Raw genomic sequence first — 843 nt, forward strand, 5'->3', positions numbered from 1 at the left:
ATCCATGGCCTGTGGAGCGGTTCACCGCCAGACACCCGAGGCAGGAGCCCGGTGCGTAAATCGCGCACGCCGGGATCTGTGCGGGGGGTATCCGGTAACGGGTATCCCTACCGCGACATTGCGAGTTGAAGAGAAAAGATCAAATCTCTCCGGTAACGCTATCAAGCCTGACGAAAAATTAAGCTTTATCATAAACATCAAAAACCATCTTTTACCGATAATGGCGAGCTGGCCTACGAAGAAGGTATACAAGCTAGGATGAAAGGATTCTGATGCTCCTCCCACCAAATTTTTTATCTCCTGAAGACCAGGCTGAGTACGATGCTTATATGGCAAGGTTCAGCGAGGTAAATCACTATTATGAGCATTGCACTGTCCCCGTGATTGACTGGTTTTTTAAACAAGCAACCGAGGCGCTGCATCATGGTCTATGGTTACCGGCCTGTACGAGCTTTCTGAATGGGATCGAAACATCACTCAGGGTTACGCTGAAGTTGAAATCAACTGTTAACGTTCAGCAGTCAGTTCCTGTACTGGTGGACTTAGATGGTACGTCAGTAATGAGTAACGCTTTAATGCGAAAGGCTAAGCAGGAAGGGATGCCGATAGAATTACTGTCATTTCCAGCCGAGAAGAATATGTTGGCAAAGATAGACGCTGGTAAAAAACCTGAAGCAGATATCGTCAGGCTTAGAAATAGTCTATGCCATGGCAACATTCTGGAGTGATCCTCTCCTCGTAATATGGACACGCGCCTAAGCGAGATTCTGATTTTCAAATTGTTCCGGGCTGAGGCCGCCACAGGCACTGTGACGACGCCAGCGATTGTAATCGCACTCAATG

At 47.9% G+C, this 843-nt stretch carries 2 protein-coding genes; one reads left to right on the forward strand and one right to left on the reverse strand.

Going from position 1 to position 843, the window contains the following annotated elements:
- Positions 1-272 precede the first annotated feature (272 nt).
- Entirely contained in the window at positions 273-728 is a 456-nt protein-coding gene (locus ACOTX5_RS26660; protein WP_234101416.1) for a hypothetical protein, read from the forward strand.
- A gap of 27 nt (positions 729-755) precedes the next feature.
- Here ACOTX5_RS26660 and ACOTX5_RS26665 read toward each other — a convergent pair.
- On the reverse strand, positions 756-843 hold an 88-nt coding region (locus ACOTX5_RS26665), incomplete at its 5' end, for an IS3 family transposase (RefSeq protein WP_135618312.1).

Source organism: Enterobacter cloacae complex sp. IR5441 (genome assembly GCF_049238215.1).
GTDB classification, from domain to species: domain Bacteria; phylum Pseudomonadota; class Gammaproteobacteria; order Enterobacterales; family Enterobacteriaceae; genus Enterobacter; species Enterobacter hormaechei_C.

Excerpts from the sequence above, each read along its gene's own strand:
- ACOTX5_RS26660 (WP_234101416.1), top strand. The coding sequence starts at position 273 with ATGCTCCTCCCACCAAATTTTTTATCTCCTGAAGACCAGGCTGAGTAC.